General features: G+C 31.5%; 1 protein-coding gene. It reads left to right on the top strand.

Annotation, left to right across the window (positions count from 1 at the left end):
- Positions 1-295, top strand: a 295-nt coding sequence (locus tag EN808_RS35810) for a cation:proton antiporter (RefSeq protein WP_210235489.1), incomplete at both ends; no start/stop codon positions are given.

The following is a 295-nucleotide window of genomic DNA, read 5'->3' on the forward strand; positions in this document are numbered from 1 at the left end:
GGGGGTTACATGGAATTTTTATCACTTGTTGTCGTTGTAATGGCAGCATTCCTTACACCGATACTAATCAATAGATTACGAATTACATTCTTACCTGTTGTTGTAGCAGAAATACTAATGGGTATTCTCATAGGACACTCTTTTTTAAACATAGTAGAGCGTGATGCTATGTTAAATATTTTGTCTACATTAGGCTTTATCTTCTTAATGTTTTTAAGTGGTTTAGAAATTGATTTTAAAGCATTTAAAAAAGATAAAGGATCGTCTGAAGATAAGGATAAAAGTAAAGAACCAG

The organism is Mesorhizobium sp. M8A.F.Ca.ET.165.01.1.1, from assembly GCF_004792065.1.
Lineage (GTDB): Bacteria > Pseudomonadota > Alphaproteobacteria > Rhizobiales > Rhizobiaceae > Mesorhizobium.